Here is a 24341-nt window from a genome sequence, read left to right as displayed (position 1 = left end):
GTGTAGGTCCGGGCACGGTCGTACTCGCGGAGAAGCGCTGTCACCTCGTGCATGCGATCACCTCCGATATGGCGGTCAGGACGGCGACGTCAAGTTTGACAGTCCCACACGGGGACAGTTCTGTGACGAATCCCGCCGGGGCACCAAGCCTGACCTGGCCAAACCCGGTTCGGAGCGGATCTTGCTGATCGGCTGAAGGAGCTGACCAGGTGACACCGGGGTATCAATCGGGTTCGGGGGTGCCGAGGGCGGATGCGGTCAACTCGCCGCGGGCGTAGCGGCGTACGGCGTAGCGCACGATGACGAAGCCGATGGCGAGGGTGATCAACAAGGCGCGCACGAGCTTGTGGGTGGGGGAACGGGTCAGGGGGTGGCCGAACGGTGCGGCGAAATCGCCGGCGGCATGCGGGGTGTGGTGGTCGAACCACATGAGGAGCCGCTTCCTGGACTCGCCGGCGTGCTGGCACCTCGAACGGAATGTCATCGGGTGGCATACGTTGTCACCCGGTCCGGATACTTCTCAGCGTACGCCTGGACGACCGGGGGGACCGGCCCGCTGTCGACCTTGGTGTCGGCCCAAGAGCCGGGCGACCGGATACCGACCATCGCCGGGTCAGGCCACCGTCCGGAGGCGCTGGTGGGCGTGGCGTCCTCTGTGGATAGTCCGGTCGGGTGGGCGGGTGGCGGCTCGTGTCGGTCACGGCGAGGCGGCTCGCCGAACGAGGTGCGGCAGATCTGGGGCGGAGGGCGTAGAGTAAGGGAGCCTCAGACCCCGGCATGCCAGTCGACCGTGGGTCTTTCCTATCGTAGGCGATGTGGTTCCGGCCTCAGTCGATCGGCGGCAATTCCTTTATCCATTGAGGATGGTGCGCGCGTGGGCGTGGCCCCGTCCCCTGAGTTCGCCGAGGACGGCCCATGACCTCAACGATGTCGCCACCATTGCCCGGTCGGGAAACGAAACCGCTGACGGTGCCCGGCCGGTCGCGTGGTGAGCAGGTTCTGGTGAAGATCTTCGTGCTCGTTCCGTTCGTCGCGCTGGTCGTGGCGGTGCCCGTCGCGTGGGGGTGGGGGCTGGGCTGGACCGATCTCGGCCTGGCCGCCGGCTTCTACCTGGTCGCCGCCCTCGGGGTGACAGTCGGCTACCACCGGTACTTCACCCACCGCGCGTTCAAGGCGAAGCGTTTCCTGCGCATCTGCTTGGCCGTGGCAGGGGGTCTGGCCGCGCAGGGGCCGGTCATCTGCTGGGTGGCCGATCACCGCCGGCATCACGCGTTCTCGGACCGGGACGGTGACCCACACTCACCCTGGGCGTATGGCACCGGGCCCGTGGCGCTGGCCAGGGGGTTCTGGCACGCGCACATGGGCTGGCTGTTCGAGCGGGTCAGCACCAACGCCGACCGGTTCGCTCCGGACCTGCAGGCCGACCGCGATATCCGGGTCGTCGACCGGCTGGCGCCGGTGTTGTTGGGGGTGAGCCTCGTCCTGCCCGCCGTGCTGGGCGGTTTGATCACCTGGTCCTGGTGGGGAATGCTGACCGCGTTCTTCTGGGCCAGCCTGGTCCGGATCTCCTTCCTGCACCACGTCACCTGGTCGATCAACTCGATCTGTCACATGATCGGCCACCGGCCCTTCGCCTCCCGGGACAGGGCCGCGAACTTCTGGCCGCTGGCCATCCTGTCCATGGGTGAGTCCTGGCACAACTCCCACCACGCGGACCCGACCTGCGCCCGGCACGGCGTGCTACCGGGGCAGGTCGACATCTCCGCCCGGGTGATCTGGATCTTCGAAAGGCTTGGCTGGATCTGGGATGTGCGGTGGTCCAATCCGCAGCGGCTGGCTCGGATCACGGCCGGAAGCTGACCGTGACGGGTCCCCACCGGGTCGCCGAGATCCTGTCGCTGACCTATGGCGAGCACGGACCGGACTCGATGCTGCTGGCCCGGTTGTGCCAGGCATGCCTGGTCGCGACCTCGGTCAGCGGCGTCGGTGTGGCCCTGATGACCGCAGACGGGCCGAGCGGGGTCGTGCTGGCCGCGACCGACGGCCGGGCCCGGCAGTTGGAGGAGCTGCAGTTCTCGTTCGGCGAGGGTCCCTGTGTGGAGGCGTCGGACAGCGGCCGGCCGGTGCTCCAGGCTGATCTCGCCGTGACCGGGCCGACCCGCTGGCCCGGGTTCGTCGCCGCCGTGCTGGATTTCGGTGTCCGCGCGATCTTCGCCCTCCCCCTGCGGGTCGGCGCCATCCGGGTCGGCGTGCTCGACCTCTACCGCGACGTGCCTGGCCAGCTCGAGATCCTCGAGCTGGCCGAGGCGCTCGCCTTCGCCGAGGCGGCCACCCTGGTCGTGCTTTACCTGCAGGACCACGCCGCGCAGGAGGGCGACCAGTCCGCGCTGGTCGAGCCGATCGAACGCCGGGCGGTCGTCCACCAGGCCACCGGAATGATCGCGGTCCAGCTCGGCATCAGCCTGGCCGAGGCGCTGCTGCGGCTCCGGGCGCGCGCCTACGTTTCTGGCCGTCCGGTCTCCGAGGTCGCCGCCGATGTGGTCAGCCGCCGGATGCGGTTTGATGACGGTGAGCCCGGTGGCGGAAGGCAGTAGAGCGCATGGTGACCCGAGAACAACGCATCGCCGCCACGTTCGTGGACCTGGCCGACACACTGGTGGCCGACTTCGACGTCATCGACTTCCTGCACACACTCGCCGCGCGCAGCGTCGAGCTGCTCGACGCCAGTGCCGCCGCCATCATGCTTGCCGACTCGGGCGGCGAGCTGCAGGTGATGGCGTCCTCGGCCGAGGAGGCTCGGCTGCTGGAGCTGTACGAGTTGCAGAATGACGAAGGTCCGTGCCTGGACTGCTACCGGTCCGGTGGCCCCGTCGGGCAACCGAGCGTGACGGCCATGCGCACGGTCTGGCCCGTCTTCACCGCTCGGCTTCAGGAGCTCGGGTTCAACTCGGCCCAGGCGGTCCCGATGCGGCTGCGAGAGGAGACCATCGGGGCACTGACCATCTTTCGGGTGACCCCGGGGCTGCTGCGGGCGGCCGACCTGCGTATCGGCCAGGCCATGGCCGACGTGGCCACCATCGGCCTGCTCCAGGAGCGCGCCATCACCGCCCGCGAGGTGCTCGCGGTCCAACTGCAGGGCGCTCTGGACAGCCGGGTCCAGCTCGAGCAGGCCAAGGGCATGCTCGCCGAACGGCGCGGCCTGCAGATGGATGCGGCCTTCCAGCTGATGCGGGGCTTCGCGCGCGGCCACAACCTCCGGCTCCGCGATGTCGCCGCGAGAGTCATCGACGGGACGATCGACGACAACCTGTTCTGGCCGGGCAACCGGTGATCTGCCGGCGTGCCGAACTTCTGTCCACAATAGACCACACGTTCGACCGCCGTGCGCCGATTCGTGATCAGGGCGTTGGGTGCAGGGCGTTGCCCAGGAACCGTATGGCTTGTGCCGTGGCGTCCTTGGCGGGGTGGCTGCCGGCCAGGGCGTCGATCGTCACGAAGTCGTGGATCGTGGCTCGGTAGCGCCGGGACGTCACGGGTACACCCGCGGTGCGTAGCTTGTCGGCGTAGGCCTCGCCCTCGTCGCGGAGGATGTCGGCTTCGGCGGTGATGACCAGTGCCGGGGGTAGGCCGGCGAGTTGTTCGACGGTGGCGCGAAGCGGGCTGGCGGTGATCTCGGTGCGTTGGGCCGCGGTGCTGTACTGGTTCCAGCACCAGATCATCGCGTCGCGGCGGAGGTGGTAGCCCTCGGCGAACTGGCGGTAGGAGCCGGTGTCGAAGAATGCGTTGGTGACCGGGTAGAAGAGCACCTGTGCGGCGAAGGCGGGACCGGAGCGTTGTTTGGCCAGCAGGGTGAGCGCGGCGGCGATGTTCCCGCCGGCCGAGTCGCCGGCCAGCGCTACCCGGCTGCCGTCGAGCCCATGCTCGGAACCCTGGTGGCGCACCCATTCGGCAACGGCGTAGCACTCCTCGACCGCCGAGGGGTAGCGGGCTTCCGGGGAACGCCGGTAATCGGGGAACACCACCGCGGCACCAACACCGGTGGCCAGTTCGCGAACCAGCCGGTCGTGGGTGACGGTGTCGCCGAACACCCATCCAGCCCCATGGACGAACAACACGACGGGTAGCCGTCCGCCGGCGCCGGGCGGCCGGACGATCCGGACCGGCACCTCGCCATGGGGTCCGCCGGGGGCGCGCAGATCGGTCACGTCTGCCTTGGGCTTGGTGGCCGGGCCGGACTGCCGACGGCTGAGAGTCGATCGGCCCAGGTCAGGGCCGAGCTCGAACACGTACGGCCGGACGTTGTTGGCATCGGCGAACGCCTGGGCGGCCGGCTCGAGCACGACAAGACCGCCATGACGGGTGGTCGCGTGGGTTGCTCTCGGCGGAGCGGCTGGACGGGTACCCGATGGCTCGCCGGGCGCCGATCGCGGTGCCGGGATCCGGTACGGAGACGAGTGTCGTTGCGGGGTGGCCATGGCTGGGATCGCGGCGGCGGGCACGTCGTGCGCCCTGGCTCGGCGCTTCAGCGCGCGTTTTCTGCCCTCGGACAGCGCGATGCCGTTGATCTCAGCGCGGTCGATGTGCAGTCCCCACGCCAAGGCGAAGGGCGCGTTGATGGTCTTGGCCAGCTCGGTGTTGATCCGGTCCTGGTCGGACAGCAGGACGTCCAGGTCGACGCGGGCGATGACCGCCCGCAGCGAGATCTCCGTGATCAGGGCGACGGGCGAGGCGTGCTGATGGACGGTGAGAACGACCTTGGCCGGGTCGGCAACGTGGCAGCTGACCACGGCGCCTGCGGTCAGCGGAACCCGGTCGCGGGTGGTGCACAGCTGCGGCGGAATCGCCGTGACGACGGTGCGCATGGACACCTTCCGCATCACGTCGGCGACCGGAACGATCAGCCGCACACCGGGCGAGCGAACGGTGGGGAGCAGCCGACCGAACCGGAGGACCACACCTCTTTCGTCCGCCCGCACCAGGCGGACGCTGGAAGCGAGCAACACAAAGGACACGATGACGATGCCGATGAGTTGGGCGGTCATGGTTGTCCCCAACCTCGCGACGGCGGGCCGCGACTCTTATGACCGCGCCGCGGCTAGCCGTACCGGCAGGCGCGACCACCCCGGACGATCCGAAGGTGGCTAGGTGACGTCGGGATCAGAGAACGGCGCCGGCTCGACTGCCAACACGCGAAATGCTCTCGGCGCCCCGTACTCTACGCCGCCTGTCCATCGTCACGGAGGCATGTCCGCCCCGAGGTGCCGGCCACGCCGGCAATGCGAGCGCCAGGGTCGTCCGGTGTCCTTTTCGGCCGGTCAGGAATTCCTGGCGGGCAACGGCATCCGTGTCGATCCGAACGCCGGACGCGGTCACGCGGTGGGCGGAGTGTGGTCCGATCGGCTCGATGGTTCACGGAACGGGGTCCGGATGGAAGGCGCGGCACCGGCGATGTGCTCGGGCCGGCTGGGTGCCGGTTCGATGAAGGGATGACTGAACACGATGCGCGCGGCTGTCGAGCCGGCCTTCGGTGTGGCTGTGGTAATGGCGAAACTCCTCATTGATGGTTGAGCGCCGATGTCTGGATGACCTCAAGGCTCGACGTGCGTCGGTGCGACATCAGCACCGGTGTGCTGGGGGATGCGCGGGGACCCAGATGGGAATGCGCTGACACTACCCGGTCGTGCCCGAGTCTGCCTGGAGCGCGAGACGACGCTCCGATACGTCTCTAGGTTACAACCGGACCGGACCCACATTAGTTCCCGCCGGGCACCGTGTGGTGAGGCAGCTCACTGTAGCGGATGAGCAGGCCGGATGGTGTGCACCGACGGACGAGGGCGCCGCCGGGCGGTTCCGACCCGATCGGTCCGCCCCTGCCTGCCTGGGCGTATCTGGGGTACGGTTGGGTCGTCGAGAGCATCTCGTAACCGGCAATCGGGCCGGCTTCGTTCTTGGCGCCAGATCCGGTCGCGATTCGACCGGAGACGGGAGCGCCATCTTGTTGGGCCCACAGACCCGTGCCGCCACCTCCACGGCCATCATGGTCGGCGAGCAGCCTGGGCTGACACTCCAGCTTGAGCAAGAAGCTCGGGCTGCCCATCGTCAGGTATCGAGGCGGGGTCCTGCGGTCCGACGGCGTCACCTGCGGGCTGGGCTGCCGGCAACGGCAGCCCCGCCACCGCCGCGCCGGGCCGGCTCCGACGCATCCGGCCGGGCCAGCACCCCATGAGCCGCCCAGCCGATCCCGTCGATCCCCGGCCGCGTGCGTTCGCCCAGGCCCGCGCCCAGGCCGAGATCGACGCGCGCCTGCTGCGCGCTCGCGCCGCCCGCACCGTCGCCGGCCAAGCGCTCGACGACGACGATCGCAGCTGCCTGCTGTCCATGCTCGGGCTCGACGACACCCCGCAGTCCCCGCGCACCCCCCAGCGCCGAGCCGAACCGAAGACCGTGAGCCTGCTCGAGGTCGAACGCGAACTGGCCGGCTATGTGCACGCCGTGGCGGCCCAGCTCGCGGTGCCCGCCGAAGCCACCGGATACGAGATCAGCGACACCATCACCGCCTATCTCGGGCTACTGGACCGCCACGCCGAATGTCCCAACCGGGACCTGATGCTGGTGTGGAACGAACGGGACGGATGGCTCGTCGCCGCGGAAACCCGGCCCAGTGAACCGCCCTGGGTGATCGGCTACCTCGGCGGGTACGACATCCTCCCCCACCCGCGCACCGTGGCCCAGTTCGTCACCAACCTCTGCGGCGGCCACCACCCGAGCTGGGCCCACACCATCCACCCGGCCCACACCCCCCAACGCCTGGCTGCCCTCCTGAGCCGCCACCGCACACCCCTCCCCGGCCCGACACTCACCATCCGCCACCTCGGCTCATTGACCTGAGCGGTCGAGCGGGAATCCCACGGTTGCGAGGAGAGCTCCGCGCCGTTGAGTGATCGTGTCGGGTGACCACAGTGACCATGTGTGGTTGCCATGCCGCGCCGATGTCCCCTAGGTTGACGGATCACGTGATCATTGCTGACCCGGTCAATGTCTTTCGCGGCGGTTGCCGGCGAGGAGGAGACTTCGGATGAGCAGGGCTTTTCGGCGTGTGCTGGGTGGGGTGGGCGTTGCGGCGTTGGTGGCCGTGGGAAGCGTGGTGACCGTGACACCGGTCGCGGCCGCTCCGGCGTTTCAGTTGCCGTTCACCTGCGGTCAGCAGTGGAGACTGGATACCTGGGGACACAATCCGGCGCTGGACATGGTGCGGGAGCCCAACCAGGCCGGGACCGAGGGCGCGGCATTGGTCGCGCCGGCGGCCGGGACGGTGAACCAATCCTTCTACCACAGCAATGCCGGCAACGTGATCCAGATCAACCATGGCAGCCGGCACTTCACCACGTACCTGCACCTGCAGTCCCGGGCGGTCTCGGTCGGGGCCAGGGTCACCCAGGGGCAGTTGATCGGGCGGGTCGGGCGAACCGGTCCCACCTCCAACAACCACCCGCACCTGCATTACGAGCAGGGCTACGACAGCAATGGCAACGGCAGCGTGACCTGGGGCTTCGCCGGCGCCGAACGGGTCGCCGCGGTGTTCAACGGGACGACCTACACCGGCGCCTCACGCACCTGGCGCAACGTCGCCAGCCGCAACTGCGGCCAGAGCGCGAACCGCGAGCGGGTGTCCGACTTCAGCGGCGATGGGCATGCGGACGTGTTGGGGGTCAACGCCGAGGGCAATCTGTTGTACTACCCCAACAACGGGCTCGCACTGTCCGCACCGACCCAGATCGGCAACGGCTGGGGCTCGTTCAGCCAGGTCTTCGCCTCCGACTTCAGCGGCGACGGGCACGCCGACGTGTTGGGGGTCAACGCGGACGGCGCGTTGATGTACTACCCCAACAACAACCTGACGTTGTCCTCGTCGACCGCCCGGCAGATCGGTGCCGGCTGGGCCTCGTTCCCGCACGTGATGTGAGGCGTAGGTCCACTGTGGACCATTCAGGACAGGAGGAACCGCACCGCTTCCTGGGCGCCGCCGGTCGAGCGGCGTTGGACGGAGTGACCGGCGCCGGGTATGACCACGAGCTTTGCGTTGCTCATCCTGGATTCCTGCTCCTGCGCCCAGCGCACCGGTGTGGACAGGTCGCGGTCGCCGGCCAGAAGCAGGGCCGGCATGGTCAGGCGATGGAACGGGGTCGGCGGGATCGGCCGGGACGGCGGCCAGTGCCGGCAGTTGGCGACAATCCCCTGCTGTCCGGCGGTCTGCTTGGGAAATGGCCACGTGGCGCTGCCCGGAAGCCGCGCGACGGCACGTTGCACCGCACGGTCCCGAACCTCCAGCGGCGCGGACGAGTCGCCCCAGGGCATGTCGCGGACGTCGGCGCACAACGTGGCCAGGTGCAGGCCGGCGCTGAACAGTTCCATCGGCGAGTCGTCCGGGGCGCTGAACCAGCCGAGTAGCTCGGTGATCGGACCCGGGTCTCCGGCGCCTGCCGCGCGCAGCCGGTCGAGCACCGAGAAAGTCGGATCCGTCAGCTTGGGGTCGATGATGCTGAAGATGATCAGCATGTCGAGCAGCTCCACCGGACGGCCGGTGCGGCGCAGGGCTTCGGCGAGGTCCCGGGCCGGGTCGGACGGGCAGGCCTGTTCCCGGCAGGCGACCCGCAGCACCGTCCCGGACGCGGACAGCGCCGCGACGTAGAGCGGGTCGGCGTTGTCCTGCCGCACCACGGAGTCGAGGACGAGCCTGCGGAGCCGGTGCGGGTGGGTGAGGGCATACCGCTGCGCCACGAACGTGCCGTACGACACGCCGTCGAGGGTCCAGGAGCGAGCGCCGAGCGCGACTCGCAGGTCGTCGAGGTCGGCGACGGTCTCGGCGCTGGTGTAGAAGTTCCGGCGTTCGCCGAGGCTGTCCGCGCACGCGCGAACGGCCTCCGGACTGGCCGCCCGGATATCGGAGCTGCCCACCTCCCGCTGCACCTGCGGGCAGCTCACCGCGGTCTCACCGGTGCCGCGCTGATCGATCATGACCAGCCGGTAGTCGGTCAGCGCACCGCGCAGCGACTCCCGCAACGGCTGGAAGAACGGCACGCCCGGCTGGCCGGGGCCGCCGCTGAGCACCACCAGCACACCGCGCGGGGCGTCCACGTTGTCGGCCATGGCCACCTTGAGCCGCAACCGGTCGGGCACCGACCCGCCCCGATCGAGCGGCACCTCCAGGTAGGCGCAGGTGACGCCGGTCAGACCGGGACACGGCCGCGGATCGGCCAGGGTGGGGGTCCGGTGCCGCGCGGGCGCGGCGTCGGCGGCCGGCAAACCGCACAGTCCGGCGGTGAGCGCCGCGGTCAGCGCGATCAGCGAAACTCGGAAGGGTCTGCGCACCGCGTCAACCTCGCACACCACCCTGCGGTGCGCCTTGATGATTCTTGTCCACTATGCCGGATCGAGCAGAGCGCGCACCCGGCTCGGGGGCAGGCCGAGCCGGGCCCGGGCGACCCGTGTCAGGTGCGCCTGGTCGGCGAACCCGTAGGTGGCCGCGAGAATGCGCAGCGACGGTGCGCCGTCGGCGATATCCCGCAGCACCGCCCGCATCCTCAGGTCGTTGCGGTAGCTGGTGAGGCTGCACCCGGCGGTCTGCCGGAACACCCGGCTCAGATGCGCCGCCGAGCAGCCCACCCGGCGGGCGATCGCGTCGAGCGAGAGCGAGAAATCCCCGCTGGACAACACTTCTCGGGCCGCATCGACCAGCCGACGGTGAGCCAGCGCGGTCGGCGGCCTGCGGCCGGCGACCCGGACCGGTTCCTGCGGGCGCGGCAACAGGTCCAGCAGTCCCCACAGCCGCTCGGCCACCTCGAACCGGTCGACGCCGCGCCGGCACGCCGTCACCAACGCCCAGTGCGCCAGCTCGACCGGCCCGGTCCGGGGCGCCTCGCTGGCCATCCGGTCGGACAGCTCACCGGCGCCCAACTCCGGCGGCAGGACGATCAACGTGGCGGGAGCGCACGGCCCGAGCGGATGCGCGACGGAGAACTCCTCGCCCGGCCACTCGAAGTTCACCACGGTCGGGTCGAGGAAGTGCTCGTGCCCGTCGGCCCTGCACCGGAACCCGCCGGCGCGCTGCATGGTCAGCACGTAGTCCCGCCGGTAACCGGGTCCGACCCACGAGGCCCGGTCCTCCACGCACAGTTGCTCGCAGATCGCGACGCCGTCCACCTCGGTGATCAACCGGCAGCCGCGCCGGCCACGAAACCGTGGTTCGCCCCTCACCGGACGGTCCGACCCAGTCGCCGCATGGCCACATTCCTCACCACCGCGACCGAGTGCCGGCCGGGCGCCTCACCTGCCCAGCTTGAGGATGTCGACGCCCCGCACGTTGTCGGCGACGAAGACGTAGCCACGGTGCCAGTAGGGCGCCCACGCGCGGCCGTCGCCGGGGCGGAAGTAGGCGATCTGGGTGGGGTTGGTGGGATCGCTGATGTCGAGGAACCGGGTTCCCTGCGCATAGAAGGCCTGCACCAGGATGTTGCCCTGCACCTGGAAATAGTGCGCCGAGCAGTCGGCGCTGTCCGGGTCGCTGCCTTCCTGCCCGGCCACGCCCCAGGTGCCGACCGGTTGCAGGCGGAACGGCTGCTCCGGTGTCGACCGCCAGCCCTCGCCGTTGAACGAACCACGCAGCGAGGCGATCACCAGCACGCCGTCGCCCGCACATCCGTCGGCGAAGTTCTCCTCGGTGACGTAGACCAGGTTGCCGCCACGACCCCAGCGCTCGTGCTCGCCGCCGTCGGCGGAGCGGTGACCGACCGGCCGGAAACTGTTGTGCATGAACCGGGACGGCGCCGCGAGCTCGTCGATACCGCCGCCGGCATAGGGAATCGGGTTGAGCGCGGTCGCCCGGCGCGCCTTGCCGGTCAGCGGGTCTCGGTGCCACCCCTCGGTCCAGTAGCCCCGGGTGCCGCCCCGGCCGGACACCCAGGCGATCCCCATGGCGTCGACCTGCACGTCGTGCGAGTAGTCGGTCTTGCCGTCGTTGCGGCCAAGGTCGATCGGGTTGGGGAACACGACGGGACTGCGTGGGTTGCGCACGTCGGTCACCCAGATCGGGCGGCCGCCCCATTCCGCCGGCATGGTCGCGGCCTTGGCCGGGCCACCGGTCCAGAGGTACTGGCAGCGGTTGACGCAACTGGTGGTGTGGCCGGCCGGCACCTGGACATAGCTGATCACCGCGAGGGCCTCCGGGCGCGAGGCGTCCACGGTGTAGATGCCGGACTCCCCGGTCAGCACGTTGCCGCCGAACGCACGTGGGTCCCTGGCCAGGAACACCAGCTTGCGCACCGGGTCGACCTCGGTGTCCTCCATCTGCCACATGCCGGGCATCGACACCTCGGACAGGAACCGCGGTCTGGTCGGGTCTCGGGTGATGTCGTAGGACCTGAGCCCGAACTGGCCGGCGACGAACATGATGTCGCGGTGCCCGTAGCGAAGGAAGTTGATGGCGATCGCGCCCGCCGCATCGGGCAGGTTCGCCAGGTGCCGCACGTTCTTGGTCGCCGATGTCCCTGCCGCTGTCACGGCGGGCGCGGCCGCGTGCACGTGCCCGGCCTCCGCCGCGGGACCGGGACTGGCCTCGTTGCAGGCGTTCGCGGGAATCGACGTGAGCGCCAGGGCGACCACCGCGGGGACGACGACACTCGATCGGAGCAACCAGGTGCGCACCTCTGCCTCCCAGTGGTCGCTAATCCCACCTACCGTATCCGGGGTGATGAGCGCACTCAAGGTTCGGCTCCTGGTGATCGCGGTCGTCCTGGCCGGATCGGCGTGCACGGATACCGCGACGCCAGCATCCGAACCGGGGACGTACGTGGTGGGCGTGCGCGAGCCGGCCAGCCTGCTGCCCGCCCGGTTGACGGACCTGACCGGGCAGCTGATCGCCGGTGCGCTCTGGACACCGCTGACCACCCACGACCCCGAAACCCATGAGGTCAAGCCGCTCGCGGCCCTCTCGGTCACCAGCCCGGACCAGGTGGTGTGGACCATTAAGCTGCGTCCGGGTGTGCGGTTCCACGACGGTTCCGCCGTCACCGCCCGCTCCTACACCGGCGCCTGGCAGGCGGCGATCGCCGAACGTTGGCCGGGCGCGTCGGTTCTCACCGATGTCATGGGCGCCAAGGACATGCGGGGGGTCGACGACCTCACCATCGAGCTTGTGCTGGCCCGGCCGTTCACCCAGTTGCCTCTCGTGCTCAGCTCGCTCGCGCTGCTGCCGCTGCCGGATTCCGTTCTGGCGTCACGGGACTGGGCCGGGTTCGGCGCGAAGCCCATCGGGACCGGACCGTACCGGCTGGACGGGCAGTGGCGGGACGGGGTGCGGCTGGTGCGTTTCGAGGGCTACCAGGGTTATGCGCGCGGCAACGCCCGGGAAATCGTCGTGCGGCTGGTGAACGATCCCGGCTCCCAGTACGAGCAGGTCCGCGCCGGGACGCTCGACCTGGCCAGCGCCGTGCCCGGCTCCCGCCACGACGCCATGCGGACCGACTTCGGCAACCGGCACGTCGTGGTGCCGCTGCCCGAGGCGACCTATCTGAGATTTCCGTTGTCGGACGCCAGGTTCCGCGATCCGGCCGTTCGCCATGCGGTCGCGTTGGCGGTGGACCGCGCGGCGTTGGAGGCCGGGCCGCTCGACCGTCAGGTGGATCCGGCCCGTTCCCTGCTGCCGCCGTCGGTCGCGTTGCCCCAACGCTCCGCGGTGTGCCGGCCGTGCAACCACGATGCCGCGGCAGCGAAGTCGTTACTGGGCCAGGTCGAGGGGTTCGCCGGCCCGGTGAACGTCTACCACGACGCCGCACAGCAACCCTGGGTCGGCGCGCTGGTCGCGCAACTGCGTGACGCCCTTGGCCTGGACGTCGTGGCCAAACCGCTCGGTGAGGGCCAGGACCCGGACGGCCTCGTCGTGGTCTCGCGTCCGCTGTTCACCCCGAGCCCACGCGAACCCATGGTCGGCATTCCGGGCTACGCCCCGGCCGGGTTCGCCGAACTGCTCGCGGCCGCCGACGCCGCGACCGAACTGGCCGAGCGGGACCAGTTGTACCGCGTGGCCGAGAACCAACTGCTGCGCGACCTGCCGCTGGTACCGCTGTGGTCGCGCCATGCCCATGCGGTGTGGAGCGAGCGAATCCGGGTCGGACCGTTCGACCCCGTGCGGATCCTGGACCTCGGCGCGGTCGACGTCGCCGGATAGCCGGCCGGCACCGAACTCGCCCGGTGCTTCCGGCTCGCGCGATGCGCCCGGGTGGGTGAGGATCCGGTGTAGAGATTCGTCAACGGTTGGATTCGCGCCGGTCCGGGCTGGTCGGCGGCCCGGTCGTCGCCGGGATCACCCGTCGGCTCACCCCTGGCGGATGAGGAAGACCCCAGGTGGCGGCGCGACGATCGCAGATGTGCCCGGCATCGTCCCAGGAGGAACCGGATGACCACACTCCCGGCAGGCAGGGGGTCGCAGGGGGATCTCCTGCGGTCGACGGTCAGTACGCGGTGGTCGGGCCTCCATGACTGCTGAGGCGAACACCGGAGGCGCTGCGCAGGCCGGCCATCATCGGCTGCTCCCGCTCCTGCTGGCGATGGCGATGTTCGTGCTCGTGGTCGACACGTCCCTGATGAACGTCTCGATCTCGGCGGTGGTCCATGATCTGGGCACGACCGTCAGCGGCGTCCAGTCGGCGATCGCGCTCGAGGCGCTGGTATCGGCCGCGTTCATCCTGATCGGCGGCAAGGTCGGCGACCTGATCGGCCGCAAGCGGGCCTACACGTTGGGTTTGCTCGGCTACGCCATCGGCGCGCTGGCCATGACATTCGCCCAGGGCCTCACCGCGATCATCATCTTCTGGGCGGTGCTGGGCGGGATCGGCGCATCGTTGCTGCTCCCGGGGATGCAGTCGCTGATCCACGGCAACTTCGAGGGAGCGGCTCAGACGCGGGTCTACGCCCTGGTCGGGGCGGCGGCCGCGATCGCCGCCGCGATCGGTCCGCTGCTCGGCGGGTTCATCACCACCTTCCTGTCCTGGCGCGTCGCGTTCGCGCTCGAGGTCGTCATCATCGCGATCGTGCTGTCCGGTCTCGGCCTCGTTCGCGACGTGGCATACACCGGTCCCCGAAGCGTCGACCTCGTCGGCGCCCTGCTCTCCGTCCTGGGCATGGGCGGCATCGTCCTGGGCATCCTGGTCTGGCAGGAGGGTGGCGAAGCCGTCGGCGCGTTCATCGGGGTCGGAGCGATCGCGCTGGCCACCCTGGTGTGGTGGCTGGTGCGGCGCAAACGCCGGGGAAAGCCGACCCTGCTGGATCCCGACCTGTTCGCCTCGAAGATGTTCAGGCTGGGGATCTCCCAGCAGATGCTCCAGCAGATCGCCCTGGGCGGCACGATGATCGTGCTGCCGATCTACCTGCAGATGGTGCTCGAGTACAACGCGTTGCAGGCGGGCCTGTCCCTCGCTCCGCTCTCCCTCAGCATGTTCGGAATGGCGTTGCTCGCCGGGAAGAGATCCGGGCGGCGACGCCCCAGCAGCGTTGTCCGGTGGGGATTCCTGCTGCTCACCATCGGAATAGCCCTGCTGATCCCGATCGTGCCCCGAGCCGAGTTCGGGTGGGCACTCATCGTCCCGCTCCTGATCGCGGGATCGGGTTTGGGCCTGCTGGTGTCTCAGCTCAACAACTACACGCTGTCCCCGATCTCGAACGAGCGGGTCAGCGAGGCGGCCGGCACCAACTCGGCGGCCGGATCGTTCGGGCTGTCATTCGGTTTGGCCTTCGCCGGTGCGGTCATGCTGGCGATGCTGTCGATCAGCTTCACCGCGATGGCGGAGGACAGCGCCGTACTTCCCGAGGCCGACCAGGTCCAGGTCGCGCAGCGACTGGAGGACGACGCGCAGGTCATGAGCAACACGCAGCTCGAACAGTTGCTCGTCGACCGGCCCGAAGAGGTTCAGGACGAGATCATCCGAATCAACACGGACGCACGGCATCTCGCCCTGCAGATCGCGCTGCTCATTCCTATGCTCGCCGGGCTCATCGGGTTCCTCAACGCGTTCCGCATGATGCGGCTACCAGACCCCGCACCATCGAGCTCCAGCGAGGGAAACCTCCTGGGCTGACCATTGACGCTCATGATGACCTGAAGTAGGATCGCCTGCGATGAACGCAGTTTCATCCAAACTGGCGACTGGGGATGTTCATGAAGACTCAATACTTGTGTTAGGCATGCCTTCTTAGGTTTCTCACTACGGGTGCATTGATTGATTCGTCTCCTACCGGACGAATCCTGGGCATCATTCTTTCTGCTCCATGAGCAGCTTCCAGCACCGGACATGCGTTCTCCGATGCGTGCAACAAACCTGGAGGGCCGATGCTGGAAGGTACGCTGTCGCCGGACCAGGACGTCGCCCGGCAGCGCACTGATATCGCCCTGCCTGGCCATGTCCTCCTTCTCGTCGCGGCCATGGCGGCCGCGATTGTTGCCCAGGGCGGTTATCATCTGACCGGCCGCGCGCTGGCAACGGTATTGGTGTGCATCGCATTTTGCCTCGCCGCCCGCAATCGGCAGTGGTCCGGCATGTGGCCGATATTGTCGGCGGCCGGAGCGATGGTCGTCTGGGCCGTGGTGCGTGCGGTCGGGGCCGGCGCGGTCACGATGGCCGTTCCCACGGTGCTGAGCATCGTGTGCCTCATCGCGGCGCTGTTGGTCGCGCAACGCACCGACGCGGCACAGCGGGAGCTGTTCGCCGTTGTCATCACCATCGTCGGCGCGCTGATGGCCATGAGTGGCTGGATCGCCGTGGTGTTCCGGATTCCGTCCTGGACCACTGTCGCAAATGGACTGTGGCGGGCCGCGACGACGATCACCTACCCCAACGCCGCCGGCGCACTGCTCGCGTCCGTCTCGGTGCTGGCGATCTCGCTGCAACTGACCCGCCCCCGGGCGGTGCCGTATGCGGCCGTCACCTACCTGCTGCTGGTCGGGCTCGCGGCCACGCTGAGCCGCGCCGCGCTGCTCGCGCTGCTGGTGGGTCTGGTGGTCCTGGGCCTGCTCGCCGGCGTCCGCGCGACGGTGGCGCACCTGGCCGCGCCCGGGCTCGGCGCCGCGGTCGCGGTGGCCGGCCTCGTGCCGTTGTTCCCCGCCACAGCACCCGCCCGGCCCGTGCTGGCGGTGCTCGCACTGCTCGCCGGGCTGGCCGTCACGGCGGGGCTCACCCGGTTGCGCGGCAGGGTCCGGGTTGTTGCCGCGCTGACCGGGCTGGCACTCGCCCTCGGCACCGGCGCGGCGATGATCGGGTGGGGCCTGGCGCCCCGGACCCTGATCGGCGGACGGGTCTCACTGAGCTCTCCCGACCGGGTTCACGCCACGGACGCGGCCCTCGACGTCGTGGCGGCGCGGCCGGTGTTCGGCGTCGGACCAGGCCGGGGATGGTTCACCTGGACCGGCGAGGACGGCCGGCAACTCGCCATGCGCTACGTCCACAACGAGTACCTCCAGGTGCTGGTCGAGCTCGGCGCGATCGGGCTCGCGCTGGTGCTGTGCCTGCTCGTCGCGGTGGCGATCCTCGTCCGGCGGGGCCGGCCCGGCCACGGTCCGGTGGCGCTGTGGGCGGGATCCGCCGCCGGACTGGTGGCCCTTCTGGTGCACAGCGGATTCGACTTCCTCTGGCACATCCCCGCCGTGCTGCTCACCGCCGGAGCCCTCATCGGCCTGGCCGCGCCGCCGGTGCAAACAGTCCTGCCATCAACAGAAAAAGAGAGGTAAGGAACATGAGATTCCCATCGTTACGAGGGAGAGCCAAGGCCATGGCCCTGGCTGTCACCGCCATCGTGGCGGGCACCCTGGTCGCGTCCGTCGCGCCGGTGAGCGCGGACGTGAGTGCCGACTCGCCGTCGCTCGGCCTGGTCCGGGTGGAGTCGCCGGCCACCCTGCAGGCGCGGGGCGCGGCGATCACGGTCCGGGTCACGTTCGTCGGCCCGGCAAGCAACCCGAGCGGTTTCCCGTTGGGTTACCTCTCGCTGACCGTCACCGAGCGGGTCGGGCAGCAGATCGCCACCGGCACCGCCAGCGCGAGCATCGGCTGGTTCACCGGCGGCGCCGAGTCCATCGAGCTGACGGTGCTGCCCTCACCCGGCAGCGCGCCGTTCCGCAGGGGAACGGCGTTCGCGTCGGCGACGCTGAACATCAACTTCTTCCCCAACCCGCCGCCGGCCACCGACCAGCGGGAAATCCAGATCGTCCGGTGAGCCTGTGACAGGTTGATCGATGGGCCGGTTCTCCCGCGGCGCCAAGTCCCGGCGACCAGCATGCGCTGTACCTCACGGGTACTCTTCCGACCTCGGGACACGTGCTTCTCGGCAGAACCGGCCATCGGTCACACCCCCGATGAGTTCGAGGCCTGTGCAAGCTGACTCAGGGCATCGATACGATCGTCACATGTCGGCTGAACGACCATCGTGGGCACCGCAACACATCGACGTGGACACGCCCAACGCGGCGCGGGTCTACGACTACTTCCTCGGCGGCGGCTGCAACTTCGAGCAGGACCGGCTGTTCGCCGAGCGGTTCCTGGAGATCGTGCCGAACGTCGACCGGTCGTTCCGCGCCAACAGAGCGTTCCTGCGTCGCGCGGTTCAGTTCTGTGTCGACGCCGGGATCCGGCAGTTCCTGGACATCGGCTCCGGTATTCCGACCGTGGGCAACGTGCACGAGATCGCCCAGCGGATGGCGCCCGAGTGCCGGGTCGTGTACGTGGACAACGAGCCGATCGCCGTGGCGCACAGTGAGGCCATCCTGGCGGACAACGCCAACGCGGCCGTCCTGCACGCCGATCTGAGCGACCCGGACACGATCCTGGACTCCGCGCCGGTCGCGCGGTTGCTCGACTTCGACCAGCCGATGGCGTTGCTGATGGTCGCCGTGCTGCACTTCGTTCCGGATTCGGCCGATCCCCGGGCATCGGTCGCCCGGTATCTGCGTCCCCTGGCGTCGAACAGCCATTTCGTGGTTTCCCACGGCAGCGTCGCCGGAATGGCGGAGGTGCCGGCCGGCGCCGAGCGGCATTACGACGACACCACGACACCCTTCATCAGCAGAACCCCCGCACAGGTCATGGAACTCATGGCCGGCACCGAACTGGTGGAACCCGGGCTGGTCTGGGTGCCGCAATGGCGGCCCGAGATGGATCAGGATGTCGGCGAGCATCCCGAACAGATCGGCATCATGGGCGCGGTCGGCCGCAAACCCTGACCGGGGCCGAACTTTTTGTCCATGGGCCGGCGCTTTCCCGTGTCCGGCCCAATATGGGAACCTGGCTGGGTGACCACGAATCGCCTTCGGTGGAGCCGCCGGCTGGTCTGGCTGGCGATGCTCGTCGCGGCCTTTTCCCTGTCCACCAACACCGCGCTCGCCTCGGCCGGCGTCAACGCCGTGGTGGTCGGGAACCCCGGGACCCAGAACTACGTGGAGTTCGACGCGGTCAGCCTCCAGATGACCGTCGGCGGCGGCACCTTCCCCTACACGTGGACGGCCAGTGGGCTGCCGACCAGCCTGCACATCAACGCGAGTTCCGGGCTGATCTCCGGCTGGGCCCGCGCGGGCGTGTACAACGTCACGGTGACCGCGACCGACGCCCTGGGGGTGTCCGGCAGCACCACCTTCGTCATCCGCACGCCCCGGGAATGCCGCACCTGCTAGCCGCCCGCGCCCGCTTCATCCCACCGGACGTGGCACGCGTAGTTCGTTAACAAATGTCCGGATTGGTTGCGCTTCGCCCGCAATCGCCCCCCTTGTGCCGGACTGGCCGTTTGGCTACAAACGTTGTAGTACCAGAACTTTTTCAAAGTTCGGTGGGCTCATCAGGTTTAGAACGGTTATGGGCGAACTGCGCGCTACACCCCGTTGGTCGCCTATAAACCAGGATGTCTGAGTTATTCACTAACTGACGACAAATTCCGCCAATAGGTTCTACCCGCGATCGGACAGCCCTGATACGAACAGCGGATGAGCGTTGCCGACTACTCCGGTGTGCGTTCCGGGGCGGTCGCGGTGCACACCGTCTCGCTGGGCGCGTTGTTGTCCGCTGATGGGCGCCGCGACCCTTACCCGTACTACGCCGAACTGCACCGGTACGGACAGATCTGCCGGTGCGAGGATCCCGAGAACCGTTTCGATTTCGTGGTGCACGGGTTCGACGCCGCCAACAAGGTCATGCGCGATCCGACATTTCACGTGATGGACGCCGATCATCCGGACCGCCGCAACTCCCCCTGGCGGGAACACCCGGCGTTGCGCACCCTGCTCGGTTCGATCTTCTTCACCGACGGCCCGGATCACGTGCGGGTACGCCGGCTGTTCAGCCAGGTGTTCACCCCGCGCCGGATCGCCGCGCTGGAACCCGCGATCGTGCGACTGGTGAACGAACGGCTGGACCGGATGGCCGGACTCGGCCGCGGTGGCAGACCGGTCGACTTCATGGCGGAGTTCGCGCTACCGCTGCCCAGCGACGTGATCGGGGAACTGCTCGGGGTCCCGGAGCAGGATCGCGCCTGGTTCCCGCAACGGGTGCGCTCGTTCGGCGCGATCCTCGACCTCGGCACCGCGATGTGGCGTTACCTGCCCCGGGCCGACGCCGCGGCCACCGAACTGACCGGGTACTTCACCAAACTCCTCGCCCAGCGCCGCGCCGAGCCGCGCGACGACCTGGTGACCGCACTGGTGCAGCGGCACGACGACGATGCGCTGCCGCGCGACGAAGAGCTGGTCGCCAACCTGCTGACCATGTTCAACGCCGGTTACGTGACCACCACCCACCTCATCGGCAACGCGCTGACCCTGCTGCTGGACCGGCCGCGCCTGGCCGCCGCGCTGGTCGCCGGGTCGCAGCGGATCGCCGCGGCGGTCGTCGAGGAGACGCTGCGCTACGAGCCTCCAACGCACTTCAGCATCCGTTGGGCCACCGCGGACACCGAGGTGGACGGGATCCCGGTCCCGGAAGGCAGCCGCATCCTGGTGCTCTTCGGCGCGGCCAACCGGGATCCGGCCCGGTTCGCCGACCCGGACGTGTTCGACCCCAGCCGGCCCGACAACCACAGCCTGTCCTTCGGCGGCGGTCTGCACTACTGCCTCGGCGCCGCGCTGTCCCGGCTCGAGGCCCAGGTCGCCCTGCCGATGGTGCTGCGCCGGTTCCCCGACCTCGCCCTGTACGACCAGCCCGGCGAACGCACCCACCTGATGCTGCGGGGTTACGACAGCCTGTTGGTCACGGTCTAGAATTCAACCCTCCATTGTGGACAGCGCTGGAGTGCACTGCGTCGGTCGTACCTGCGTCCGGCACGGCCCGCGACTACAGTGATCGATGGCCACAGGAAGATGGCGCGCGGGGTTACGGTGACAGGCAACGGCGATGGGCGGCCGCCCACACCACAGGGTGTGGCGAGTATGCGGGAGCTGGTCGAACGGTTGCGGCTGCTCCAGGCCTGGTCCGGGATGTCCTACCGGGCGGTGCACCGGGAGGTGGTGCGGGCCAGGGAGGCGCGCGGCGTGCCGGAGCGGCCGGTGCTGAACACGATCTACCGGTGCTTCCAGCCCGATCGAGCCCGGCTGGACGTGGATCTGGTCACCGATGTCGCGCGCGCGTTGCTGGGCAAGGACGACGCGGCCGAACAGTGGCGGCAGGCCTGCTGGGTGGTGGCCGGCCTGGGCAGTGCCGCGGCGATCGTCAGCGTGACCGACAGCTGGCCGGCCGACCTGCCGTCGTTCGTCGGCCGCCGGGCCGAGCTGACCACGATCACCGGCCTGGCCCACGGCGAACGCCCGGAACCGCTGCTCCTGTCGATCACCGGCATGCCCGGTGTCGGCAAGACCCGGCTGGCGGTGCACGCCGGACACCGGTTGCTGGCCGAGGGAAAGTTCACCGGAGTGCGGCTGGCGGTGGACCTGCGCGGCTACGACCCGGACCGGCCGCCCGCCGATCCGGGCGCCGTGCTGGAAGGTTTCCTGCGCCGGCTCGGCCTGCCCGCCGAGCAGATCCAGCATCTCGACCTGGTCGGGCGGGAGGCGAAGTACTGGCAGTTGCTGGCCGGCCGGGACGCGCTGATCCTGCTGGACAACGCCGCCTCGGCCGAGCAGGTCCGGCCGCTGCTCCCGGACGGGCCCGGCTGCTGCGCCCTGATCACCAGCCGGCACGCCCTGCCCGAACTGACCACCGCCCGGCATCTGCCACTGGACGTGCTGAGCCTGGCCGAGGCGATCACCCTGCTGCGCCGGGCCGGTGGCCCGGTCTCCGCCGAGCCCGAGTCCGCCGCGCGCATCGCCGGCCTGCTCGGCTACCTGCCGCTGGCGCTGGCCCTGGTCACCAGCCGCATCAGGGCGAACCCCGACTGGACGCTGACCGACCACCTGGAACGCCTCGAGCACCACCAACGCAGCCTGCGGGTGGACAGTGGCGTCGAGGTGGCCATCAACCTCTCCTACCGCGACCTCGCCGCCGACCAGCAGCGCGCGTTTCGGTTGCTGGCACTGTATCCCGGCATCGACGTCGGCCCGGACGCCGCCGCCGCGCTGATCGGCACGGACGAGCCGACCGCCCGCCGGCTGCTGGCGGCGCTCAGCGCCGCCAGCCTGGTGCAGCGGGCCGGCTCGGATCGGTACCGGGTCCACAACCTGATCAGCACCTTCGCCACCGCCCGGGCACATGACGAGGATCCGGCCCGCGACCGGCGCGCCGGGCTCGGCCGGCTGGCCGAGCACTACCTGTACCTGGCCGCCCGCGCGGTGGACGTGATCTACCCGCACCACCGGCACGGCGCGCCTCGGATCACCGCCCCGCCGAACGCGCCGGACGCCCCGCCCGATCGGGCCGCCGCGCGCGGCTGGCTCAACACCGAGCGGGCGAACCTGCTCGCCGTCGCGACACACCCGGACCTGCCGGAGCCTGCCGCGGTGGCGTTCTCCGCCACCCTGCACCGGCATCTGGCCATGTCCTGCCACTATCCGGACGCGATGTTGTTGCACCAGAACGCGATCGGTGCCGCTCGCCGGTGCGGAGACCGGGCCGGCGAGGCCCGCGCGCTGGTCGGCCTCGGCGACCTGTACCAGCGCACCGGCCGCTACGAGCAGGCGACCGGCCAGTTCGACGCAGCACTGGTCATCGCCCGTGATCTGTCCGATGTGGACACAGAGGGTTGGGCGCTGTACCACCTCGGCTTCATCTGCCTGCTGAGTGGCCGCTACGAGCGCGGCGCCGAGTACAACGCCCAGTCGCTGGCCTGCATGCGTGCCACCGGAAACCGGTTCGGCGAGGTCCGCGCGCTCGGCAACCTCGGTTGCGCATACCAGATGATCGGCCAGTTGGACCGGGCCGCCGACCACTTCCGGCAGACCCTGGCGCTGTGCCGGGAGCTCGACGACCGGGAGGGCGAAGCCCGGGTGCTCGACGAGTTGGGCACGATCTCCCGGCTGACCGGCCGGCACGAGCAGGCCGCCGGGCACCACCGCGCCGCCCTCGCCCTGCTCCGCGAGGTCGGCGACCGGGAGGGCGAGGCGTGCGCCCTGGACAACCTCGGCCTGGCGTACCAGCAAACCGGTCAGCTCGACCGCGCCGCCGAACACCACCGGCAGGCACTGGCGATCTCCCGGGACATCGGCGACCGGGACGACGAGGCCCGCGCCCTGAACAACCTCGGCGCTATCTGCCGGCGGTCCGGGCGGTACGCGCAGGCAGAAGAACACCACCAGGCGGCGCTGCGGCTGTCCGGCGATCTCGGCGATCCGGGCGGGCAGGCCAAGGCACTCAACGGGTTGGGCGAGCTCGCCCGGGTCACCGGGGATCTGGCGCAGGCACTGCGCGCGCACGCCGACGCCCACCAGTACGCCAGCAAGATCGGCCAGCGGCAGGAGCAGGCCCGGGCCGACGACGGCCTCGGCCACGCCCACCACGGTCTGGGCAACCAGGAGCAGGCCCGGGAGCACTGGAACCGCGCGCTGGCCGTGTACGAGGTGCTCGGCTTCCCCGAGGCGGAAGCCATCCGAGCGAGGTTGGCCGCCCGCTGACCGGTGTTCGAAGTCGTTCGAAGTCGCCGATCCCCCGCCCCCACTCGGCAAGGCTGAGCTGACCACGCGACCCCTGTTCGGCGGGCGGATCGCGATCGCCAGTGGACTGGCCGTCGGCGAGGTGGTGCTCACCACCTGGGGGTACGGCCAGTCCACCACCTTCGTCGTGCTCACGACCTCGCCGTTCGCCGAGTGCGCCGCGAGCAGAGCCGCACGAGCGGCGGCGCCGGCCGCCGGGAGACCGCTATGCACGGGAAACCGCTCTCCGGGCCCGTATCATCCGAGCATGGTTGATCGCGCGGCGACGCTGGAGGACGTGGCCCGGGTGGCGGGGGTGTCCCGGGCGACGGTGTCCCGGGTGATCAACGGGGTGCGCAACGTCGATCTGGAGATTCAGGAACAGGTCCGGCGCGCGATCGCGACGACCGGGTACGCGCCGAACCGGGCGGCGCGGTCGCTGGTGACGCGGCGGGCCGGAAACATCGCGCTGGTGGTTTCCGGGTCGCCGCAGGGAACCGCCGGCACCGGGTACGCGGCCACGGTTTTCGCCGATCCGTTCTTCGGGCGGGTGGCCGCCGGAGCGGTGGACTTCCTGCGACCGCTGGGGATTCATCCGCTGCTCATGCTCGCCGACTCCGACCCGGCCCGCGCCGACGTGGTGGCCAACCTGCGGCAGGGCAACGCCGACGGCGCGCTGGTGGTCTCCACGCACGCCGAGGACCCGCTGCCCGAGTTGTTCGCGCGGGCCGGGGTGCCTACGGTGCTGTTCGCCCGGCCGGCCACCCCGATCCCGGTCAGCTACGTGGATCTGGCGCATCAGGACGGCGCCCGGCTGGCCGCCGGGCACCTGCTGGCTCGCGGCCGTTCACGACTCGCCACGATCACCGGCCCGCTGGACGTCCCGGCGAGCCAGGACCGGCTGGCCGGGTTCCGGGACGCGCTGGCCCGGCACGGCCACCCCTACGTGCCGATCGCCGAGGGCGACTTCAAGCAGGACGGCGGCGAGACCGCGATGGAGCGGCTGCTGACCGAACATCCCAGGCTGGACGGGGTGTTCGCGGCCAACGACCTGATGGCCGCCGGCGCGTTGCTGGTGCTGCGCCAGCACGGCCGGCGGGTACCCGAGGACGTGGCCGTGGTCGGGTTCGACGACAGTCCGCCCGCGGTGTCCTGCCGGCCGCAGCTCACCACGATCCGCCAGCCGATCGAGGAGATGGCCGCCGCGATGGCCCGGATCCTGTTGTCCCACATCGAGGATCCGGCCACCGAGCCGACCTCG

20 protein-coding genes and 1 pseudogene are annotated in these 24341 nt (G+C 69.9%); 15 read left to right on the top strand and 6 right to left on the bottom strand.

The genetic code is table 11. The features are described from left to right. Window positions 1–223 precede the first annotated feature (223 nt). Complete coding sequence (locus VFO68_RS17475; RefSeq protein WP_325159366.1) at window positions 224–430, bottom strand: hypothetical protein; 207 nt, start codon at window positions 428–430, stop codon at window positions 224–226. Window positions 431–915: 485 nt separating this feature from the next. Here VFO68_RS17475 and VFO68_RS17470 point away from each other — a divergent pair, with 485 nt between their 5' ends. From VFO68_RS17470 to VFO68_RS17460, 3 genes are read left to right on the top strand one after another with little or no spacing between them, the layout of a single operon-like run. Next, the gene (locus tag VFO68_RS17470) at window positions 916–1860 is read left to right on the top strand and encodes an acyl-CoA desaturase (protein ID WP_325159365.1); all 945 of its coding nucleotides are present in this window, start codon (window positions 916–918) and stop codon (window positions 1858–1860) included. Between the two features lie 2 nt (window positions 1861–1862). Then, window positions 1863–2594 (top strand): GAF and ANTAR domain-containing protein, encoded by a 732-nt coding sequence (locus tag VFO68_RS17465; protein ID WP_325159364.1) that lies wholly within the window; start codon window positions 1863–1865, stop codon window positions 2592–2594. A gap of 5 nt (window positions 2595–2599) precedes the next feature. After that, complete coding sequence (locus VFO68_RS17460; protein WP_325159363.1) at window positions 2600–3331, top strand: GAF and ANTAR domain-containing protein; 732 nt, start codon at window positions 2600–2602, stop codon at window positions 3329–3331. Window positions 3332–3398: 67 nt separating this feature from the next. Here the strand turns inward: VFO68_RS17460 and VFO68_RS17455 are convergent, their stop codons facing one another. Both VFO68_RS17455 and VFO68_RS17450 read right to left on the bottom strand, forming a co-directional pair. Next, window positions 3399–4340, bottom strand: coding sequence for an alpha/beta hydrolase (locus VFO68_RS17455; protein WP_325159367.1), 942 nt, complete (start codon window positions 4338–4340; stop codon window positions 3399–3401). A 174-nt stretch (window positions 4341–4514) separates the two neighbouring features. Next, window positions 4515–5042 (bottom strand): annotated as a pseudogene (locus VFO68_RS17450) (SPFH domain-containing protein); the annotation flags it as partial. 256 nt (window positions 5043–5298) lie between these two features. Between VFO68_RS17450 and VFO68_RS17445 the strand changes: the two are divergent. The 3 genes from VFO68_RS17445 to VFO68_RS17435 all read left to right on the top strand — a co-directional run bounded on the left by VFO68_RS17445 (window position 5299) and on the right by VFO68_RS17435 (window position 7963). Beyond that, window positions 5299–5490 (top strand): hypothetical protein, encoded by a 192-nt coding sequence (locus tag VFO68_RS17445; RefSeq protein WP_325159362.1) that lies wholly within the window; start codon window positions 5299–5301, stop codon window positions 5488–5490. Between the two features lie 732 nt (window positions 5491–6222). Further along, window positions 6223–6888, top strand: coding sequence for a DUF6292 family protein (locus tag VFO68_RS17440; protein WP_325159361.1), 666 nt, complete (start codon window positions 6223–6225; stop codon window positions 6886–6888). A 187-nt stretch (window positions 6889–7075) separates the two neighbouring features. Further along, window positions 7076–7963 carry a peptidoglycan DD-metalloendopeptidase family protein gene (locus tag VFO68_RS17435; RefSeq protein ID WP_325159360.1) on the top strand — a complete coding sequence of 296 codons (888 nt, stop codon included), beginning with the start codon at window positions 7076–7078 and terminating at the stop codon, window positions 7961–7963. Between the two features lie 23 nt (window positions 7964–7986). Here the strand turns inward: VFO68_RS17435 and VFO68_RS17430 are convergent, their stop codons facing one another. From VFO68_RS17430 to VFO68_RS17420, 3 genes are all read right to left on the bottom strand, one after another. Continuing rightward, the gene (locus VFO68_RS17430; protein WP_325159359.1) at window positions 7987–9369 is read right to left on the bottom strand and encodes an alpha/beta hydrolase; all 1383 of its coding nucleotides are present in this window, start codon (window positions 9367–9369) and stop codon (window positions 7987–7989) included. A 51-nt stretch (window positions 9370–9420) separates the two neighbouring features. Beyond that, entirely contained in the window at window positions 9421–10254 is an 834-nt protein-coding gene (locus VFO68_RS17425) for an AraC family transcriptional regulator (protein ID WP_325159358.1), read from the bottom strand. 69 nt (window positions 10255–10323) lie between these two features. Beyond that, complete coding sequence (locus VFO68_RS17420; protein ID WP_325159357.1) at window positions 10324–11700, bottom strand: hypothetical protein; 1377 nt, start codon at window positions 11698–11700, stop codon at window positions 10324–10326. A gap of 46 nt (window positions 11701–11746) precedes the next feature. Here VFO68_RS17420 and VFO68_RS17415 point away from each other — a divergent pair, with 46 nt between their 5' ends. The 9 genes from VFO68_RS17415 to VFO68_RS17375 form a co-directional block, all read left to right on the top strand. After that, the gene (locus VFO68_RS17415; RefSeq protein WP_325159356.1) at window positions 11747–13222 is read left to right on the top strand and encodes an ABC transporter substrate-binding protein; all 1476 of its coding nucleotides are present in this window, start codon (window positions 11747–11749) and stop codon (window positions 13220–13222) included. A 307-nt stretch (window positions 13223–13529) separates the two neighbouring features. Then, entirely contained in the window at window positions 13530–15128 is a 1599-nt protein-coding gene (locus VFO68_RS17410; protein WP_325159355.1) for an MFS transporter, read from the top strand. A 251-nt stretch (window positions 15129–15379) separates the two neighbouring features. Next, window positions 15380–16774 carry an O-antigen ligase family protein gene (locus VFO68_RS17405; protein ID WP_325159354.1) on the top strand — a complete coding sequence of 465 codons (1395 nt, stop codon included), beginning with the start codon at window positions 15380–15382 and terminating at the stop codon, window positions 16772–16774. A gap of 41 nt (window positions 16775–16815) precedes the next feature. Next, window positions 16816–17256: a hypothetical protein gene (locus VFO68_RS17400; RefSeq protein WP_325159353.1), complete on the top strand. Its 441-nt coding sequence runs from the start codon at window positions 16816–16818 to the stop codon at window positions 17254–17256. Between the two features lie 190 nt (window positions 17257–17446). Beyond that, complete coding sequence (locus VFO68_RS17395; protein ID WP_325159352.1) at window positions 17447–18259, top strand: SAM-dependent methyltransferase; 813 nt, start codon at window positions 17447–17449, stop codon at window positions 18257–18259. Window positions 18260–18328: 69 nt separating this feature from the next. Further along, window positions 18329–18706, top strand: a complete 378-nt coding sequence (locus tag VFO68_RS17390) for an Ig domain-containing protein (RefSeq protein WP_325159351.1) — start codon at window positions 18329–18331, stop codon at window positions 18704–18706. A 306-nt stretch (window positions 18707–19012) separates the two neighbouring features. Continuing rightward, on the top strand, window positions 19013–20281 hold the full coding sequence (locus tag VFO68_RS17385) for a cytochrome P450 (protein ID WP_325159350.1): 1269 nt from the start codon (window positions 19013–19015) through the stop codon (window positions 20279–20281). Between the two features lie 168 nt (window positions 20282–20449). Continuing rightward, entirely contained in the window at window positions 20450–23062 is a 2613-nt protein-coding gene (locus VFO68_RS17380) for an ATP-binding protein (RefSeq protein ID WP_325159349.1), read from the top strand. A 286-nt stretch (window positions 23063–23348) separates the two neighbouring features. Further along, on the top strand, window positions 23349–24341 hold a 993-nt coding region (locus tag VFO68_RS17375; protein WP_325159348.1), incomplete at its 3' end, for a LacI family DNA-binding transcriptional regulator.

This window comes from Actinophytocola sp. (assembly GCF_035712165.1).
In the GTDB taxonomy this organism is placed as follows: Bacteria; Actinomycetota; Actinomycetes; order Mycobacteriales; family Pseudonocardiaceae; genus DASYTH01.
Note: the sequence above shows the minus strand (reverse complement) of the source record. Positions and strands in the feature narration are given on the sequence as shown.

What these genes read in the sequence shown, in the direction of transcription:
- VFO68_RS17475 (WP_325159366.1), bottom strand. Translation starts at nt 430, where the DNA reads ATGTGGTTCGACCACCACACCCCGCATGCCGCCGGCGATTTCGCCGCA.
- VFO68_RS17470 (WP_325159365.1), top strand. Translation starts at nt 916, where the DNA reads ATGACCTCAACGATGTCGCCACCATTGCCCGGTCGGGAAACGAAACCG.
- VFO68_RS17460 (WP_325159363.1), top strand. Translation starts at nt 2,600, where the DNA reads ATGGTGACCCGAGAACAACGCATCGCCGCCACGTTCGTGGACCTGGCC.
- VFO68_RS17440 (WP_325159361.1), top strand. Translation starts at nt 6,223, where the DNA reads ATGAGCCGCCCAGCCGATCCCGTCGATCCCCGGCCGCGTGCGTTCGCC.
- VFO68_RS17435 (WP_325159360.1), top strand. Translation starts at nt 7,076, where the DNA reads ATGAGCAGGGCTTTTCGGCGTGTGCTGGGTGGGGTGGGCGTTGCGGCG.
- VFO68_RS17415 (WP_325159356.1), top strand. Translation starts at nt 11,747, where the DNA reads ATGAGCGCACTCAAGGTTCGGCTCCTGGTGATCGCGGTCGTCCTGGCC.
- VFO68_RS17410 (WP_325159355.1), top strand. Translation starts at nt 13,530, where the DNA reads ATGACTGCTGAGGCGAACACCGGAGGCGCTGCGCAGGCCGGCCATCAT.
- VFO68_RS17405 (WP_325159354.1), top strand. Translation starts at nt 15,380, where the DNA reads ATGCTGGAAGGTACGCTGTCGCCGGACCAGGACGTCGCCCGGCAGCGC.
- VFO68_RS17400 (WP_325159353.1), top strand. Translation starts at nt 16,816, where the DNA reads ATGGCCCTGGCTGTCACCGCCATCGTGGCGGGCACCCTGGTCGCGTCC.
- VFO68_RS17395 (WP_325159352.1), top strand. Translation starts at nt 17,447, where the DNA reads ATGTCGGCTGAACGACCATCGTGGGCACCGCAACACATCGACGTGGAC.
- VFO68_RS17385 (WP_325159350.1), top strand. Translation starts at nt 19,013, where the DNA reads ATGAGCGTTGCCGACTACTCCGGTGTGCGTTCCGGGGCGGTCGCGGTG.
- VFO68_RS17380 (WP_325159349.1), top strand. Translation starts at nt 20,450, where the DNA reads ATGCGGGAGCTGGTCGAACGGTTGCGGCTGCTCCAGGCCTGGTCCGGG.